This is a genomic window from Corallococcus llansteffanensis, assembly GCF_003612055.1.
GTDB classification, from domain to species: Bacteria; Myxococcota; Myxococcia; order Myxococcales; family Myxococcaceae; genus Corallococcus; species Corallococcus llansteffanensis.
The window spans coordinates 1-4,393 of sequence record NZ_RAWB01000724.1; the positions used below are offsets into that span (position 1 = coordinate 1).

At 71.2% G+C, this 4,393-nt stretch carries 3 protein-coding genes; 2 read left to right on the forward strand and 1 reads right to left on the reverse strand.

Annotated features, from left to right (window positions below; translation table 11 throughout):
• Together D7V93_RS46270 and D7V93_RS38970 are read left to right on the forward strand one after the other, a co-directional pair.
• The coding region (locus D7V93_RS46270; RefSeq protein ID WP_208723297.1) for a hypothetical protein at nt 1-184 on the forward strand (184 nt) is incomplete at its 5' end.
• A gap of 193 nt (nt 185-377) precedes the next feature.
• Nucleotides 378-1,025, forward strand: coding sequence for a protein phosphatase 2C domain-containing protein (locus tag D7V93_RS38970; protein ID WP_120648128.1), 648 nt, complete (start codon nt 378-380; stop codon nt 1,023-1,025).
• Between the two features lie 183 nt (nt 1,026-1,208).
• Here D7V93_RS38970 and D7V93_RS38975 read toward each other — a convergent pair whose 3' ends face one another.
• Nucleotides 1,209-4,100: a hypothetical protein gene (locus tag D7V93_RS38975; RefSeq protein WP_120648129.1), complete on the reverse strand. Its 2,892-nt coding sequence runs from the start codon at nt 4,098-4,100 to the stop codon at nt 1,209-1,211.
• Nucleotides 4,101-4,393 lie beyond the last annotated feature (293 nt).

The window sequence follows — 4,393 nt, forward strand, 5'->3', positions numbered from 1 at the left end:
GGACGAGGACGCGGGCCCAGCGCTCGCTTTCCGAATTGCCCGGCATGGGCAGCGTCTGCACATCCTCAGGCGGCAGCGGCGGCAGGAACTCGATGCCGTTCTCGTGAAGGCGAACCCGCCGGGCACCTCGCCGCGAATGCTCTTCATCGAATGCGTGAGGTCTCGGACCTGCGTCACCCGGTGAAGACGCTCCAGCAGATGTCGTTTCGCGCCCGCTGGTCTTCGAGGACCCGCTCACGGAGGGTGGCGAGGATCCGTTCCCGCTGCCATCCGAGTTCCTGCAGACGGGCCCCTTCTTGCCGGCAAGGAGGCAGCAGGGGCGTGGGCTTCTGGAGCGGCGCGACGGTTTGTCGATGGCATGAGAAGGTCGTCCCTGGGTGCGACCCCTGAGCGATTTCGAGACGGCGTGGCATGTGGAACCGGCGGGCAAGGCGGGTGCGGACCGCGTGCGGGTCCTGACGCGAGGGGACGCGACGGTGCTCGTGGTGGCGGATGGGGCGGGGAACTCACGACGTGGCGCCGAGGCCGCGGAGTCCGTGCTGCGTGGTGTCCAGGACGCCGTGGACGCCGGGGCCGACGTGGAACGCGAGGAGACCTGGCGCGATGTGCTGGTGCGGTGCGACGCGGAGCGGGTGGCCTCGGGACAGGGGGGTGAAACCACCGCCTTGGTTGCCTGTGTCACCAGGCGGCGCGTGGTGGGGGTCAGCGTGGGGGATTCGGAACTGTGGCTGTTCCAGGGAGGCGAATCGACAGCGCTGACGGAGCATCAACACCGCAAGCCCCTGCTCGGCAGCGGGCAGGCGCGGCCCGTCACCTTCGAGCTCGCGTGGCGAGGCGGTGTTCTCCTCGGCGCGTCAGACGGATTGTTCAAGTACGTCGACCTCCGTCGCATCCAGGAGCATGTGAGTCTCGCCGACGCAAACGCCGCAGTGCTCGCGCTGGCCGCGCTGCCTCGACTTGCGAGCGGCGCGCTCCCGGATGACGTGGGGCTCGTCCTGTGCCGCCCGAGCGCTCCATGCCCCTGACTCCGACTTGGTGTCAACGGCCGGGGTCATGGACCGCATGAGGGTCGGCCAAGCGGATCGGTTCCGGTGACTACCGGGCCTCCGAGGAGGAAGGTTTCCGGAGCATGGGACCGATAGTGGGGGACACGTGCCAGGTCCCGTCGGCCGCGGAGGCCGTCGCGAGCCGAGGGCCGTGGGAGATGCTCAAGGGATGGGCGTGAGCGGCAGCACGACGAGCTCCTCGGGGTAGGGTTTCTCCCGGGCGATCCGCACATAGGACAGCCAGCGGCCATCGGGCGACGCCATGGCGGCGCGCACGTCATAGGCCTCGGACTCCAGGGGCAGCTTCCAGCACCTCCACGGGCGCACCGCCGTGCACAGCCACGGCGAGCGTTCGTTCTTCGAGACGTGCAGCAGGAACCTGCCCTCCCCCAGGGAGGCGGAGCCTCCGCCGGCCCGCGCCGCGCGCGCCAGCTCCTCCACGGTGGGTGCACGCGTGCGCACGGGGCCCGCGTCCTCGGGGACTTCGATGACCTTGAACTCCGGGGACAGGGCGCCTCGCGAGGTGTCCGCGAACAGCGAGGCCCGCGGCGACAGCGGCAGGACGTCGCGCACCTCATCCGAAATGGGAATGGAGCGGCCTCCCACCGGGTAGCACGAGCCCGAGTCATATTGCGACTTCAGGAGCAGGTCCTCTCGCGGGAACGGGCGGTCCTGCGCGTCGACCGCGGGGCCCCACTTGCGCACCGCCGGGTCGTAGCAGCGCATCTGGTTTGTCCCATCCTGCTGGGCCATGCACAGGGTGCCATCCCTCCAGTACAACTGAGGCTGGCGCTCCGGGGGGATGCGGGGAATGGACCGCACCGGGCCGATGACCTCCGCCTTGCCCTTCACCGCCCCGACGCGCAGCGGAAGCGTGGCGGCCTGGAGCCGCTGCTGGAGGGCGCGCATGCCGTAGCGCTCGGCGCAGACGCCGTCGGTCTTCAGCGAGACATGCAGCTCCGGGTGGGCCCCGTCCGCGAGCGCCCGCCGGGCGGAGATGGCCTCCAGCGCCGTGGCGAGACAGCCCATGCGGGAGACATGTCCGTCCTCATCCGGCTTCATCCCGTACGAGACGACGCGCGCGTCATCATTCAGCTTCACCAGCCGCGCGAAGGCGTCCAGGGCCTCGAGGGCGGGCGCGTCGTCGCGGGCGAGCAGCGCCTGGAGCCGGGTTTCGGTCTCCGGCGCCAGGTCCCAGCGCACCGCGCCGAACGCCCCCATGTTCGCGGTCAGCGACAACGCCGGGAAGCCGGGCACGCCCTCGACCCACAGCGACAAGCGGCCCGGCTGGCAACGCACCTTCACATCGCCTTCCGATGACCGGCTGTCCCCGGTGACGGCGGAGGCGCGGCGAACGAATTTCAAGCCCCCGGGTGCGGTCAATTCCTGACGCAGTTTCACCCAGCCGCTGTGGCAGGCGTCCGCGGGGTCGAGGGGGTTGTACGGCGAGACGGTGAGCGTCGTCTCCAGTTCGAAGGGGATGCGTGGATCCTGGCCCAGGTCGCAGGCGATCCGCGCGCGGGCGAGGCGGTCGTCGTCGTTCCACCTCAGCGCGGGTCCCCCCCAGGCCGGCTTCTCCATCACGACGTCCGTCCGCACGAGGCGCGGTGCCGTCGAAACGGGCTCGCGGGGCGCGACGTACGGACCGAACTCCAGGGAGCGCACGACCAACCCCAGCATGCGGTCATCCGAGTCCACCTTGCTCGGAGCGGGACCGCGCAGGTAGGCGATCCACCGGCCGTCCGGGGACACCCGGGCCTCCGACAGCGCGTTGCCGCCCTCATCCTCGGGCCGACCGTCCCATGGGAGGGACCAGCACCCCAGGGGCCTGCGCACGGAGCAGAACTGCTTGCGGTCCTCGTCCAGGATGAACCGGCCTTCGCCGAGGAGCCGGGAGCCGGTGGACGCGAGCATCGCCTTCTTCAGCTCCTCCGCTTCCGGCGCGCGCAGGCGCGGGGGGCCACCCCCTTCGGGGAGCTCCATGACGCGGGCCTCGTGGGCCCACCTGTTCCAGAGCAGGACGGCCCGGGGAGACAGGCGCAATTCAGGCCGGAAGCTTTCGGGAGGACGGACGTTCCGGGTCCCCAGGGGGATGCCGCAGCGACCCATGCGAGGGCTCCAGGCAGTCAGGCCGCTCCGGTCCACGGCCACGGCCTTCCCCCAGCGCCGCGCCGCGGGGTCGTAGCAGCGCATCCGCTTGCCGGTGTCCTGCTGCACCACGCACAACCGTCCCTGGCGCCAGAACAGGTCCGAGTCCGCTGTCGAGTCCGACTCGGGCGGCTGGACCTCGCCGATGGTTTCGGGATCGCCTGTCTTCAACGGCGGGCGGTCTCCCTCCAGGTCCGGAGCCAGGACGTCGCGGGGGGAGTCCTGTTCCGGGTCGTCGCCCGCGGCCAGGGCGACGCGCTTCCGGGCTCGCTCGAACGCGGCGGCCAGCCCCGCGACGCTGTCCGCCTCCGGCAGGTTCGCGTCGCGAACGTACATGCGGGAGGGAACGCCCTTGCCGACCAGGAAGTCCCATTCCTCCAGCGCCCTGCGAGCCCCGGCGTCGTCGCGGACCAGCAGGGGCAGGAGGCGGGCTTCGCTGTCCCGGGACACCCGGAACTTCAAGGAGGCGGAGCTGACGCCGATACCGATGGGCTCCAGCGTCAGCGGGGGGGCCTCGGGCACGCCTTCCACGGACAGCTCCAGCCGCCGCGCCTGGCAGCGGACGCGGATGCGGGGGCGCGGGGGAGGCGGTGGCAGCTGGGTGCCAGGAGCGTCATCCACGATGCGAAAGCTGCGCTCGACGTGTGAGCCATCTGGCAGGGACAGCTTCTGGGTGATGACCGCCTCGGCGGGCCGGCAGAAGTCCGGAATGGCCTGCCTCACGTCCACGGACTGGAAGACGGTGATGTCGGGGGTCTTGCCCAGCCCCAGGTCGCAGGCAGCGGACCCGGTGAGCTTGTCAGGAAGCGTCTTCGCCTCCGCGAAGGTGCTGGGCTCGGCGGCGAGGACCACGCCTTGCGACGGCGCTTCCGCTGCGGAGTCCAGGGGCGCGGACAGGATCAGCAAGAGCCCCAGACACCACCCACGAACGGTATGAAAGTGCATGCACCCCGGACCGTATCAGCAGGCCATCCCCAGCCGTCCAGGCAGGGGCCGGTGAGCGCGAGCAGCGGGGAATGCAAGCGGGCGCACCGTCACCGCTCATCCCGGTCGCCAGCACGCGCGCGCCGCGCCACGCTGGCCCTTCCGTGGACGACACCGCCTCCCCGACCCCGAAGCCCTCCGCCCGCTGCCCACCGACGCCCTGTCGCTGCCCGCGCTGAAGCCCCATGGCCCGCGCCTGGAGCGGCTCTTGGAGG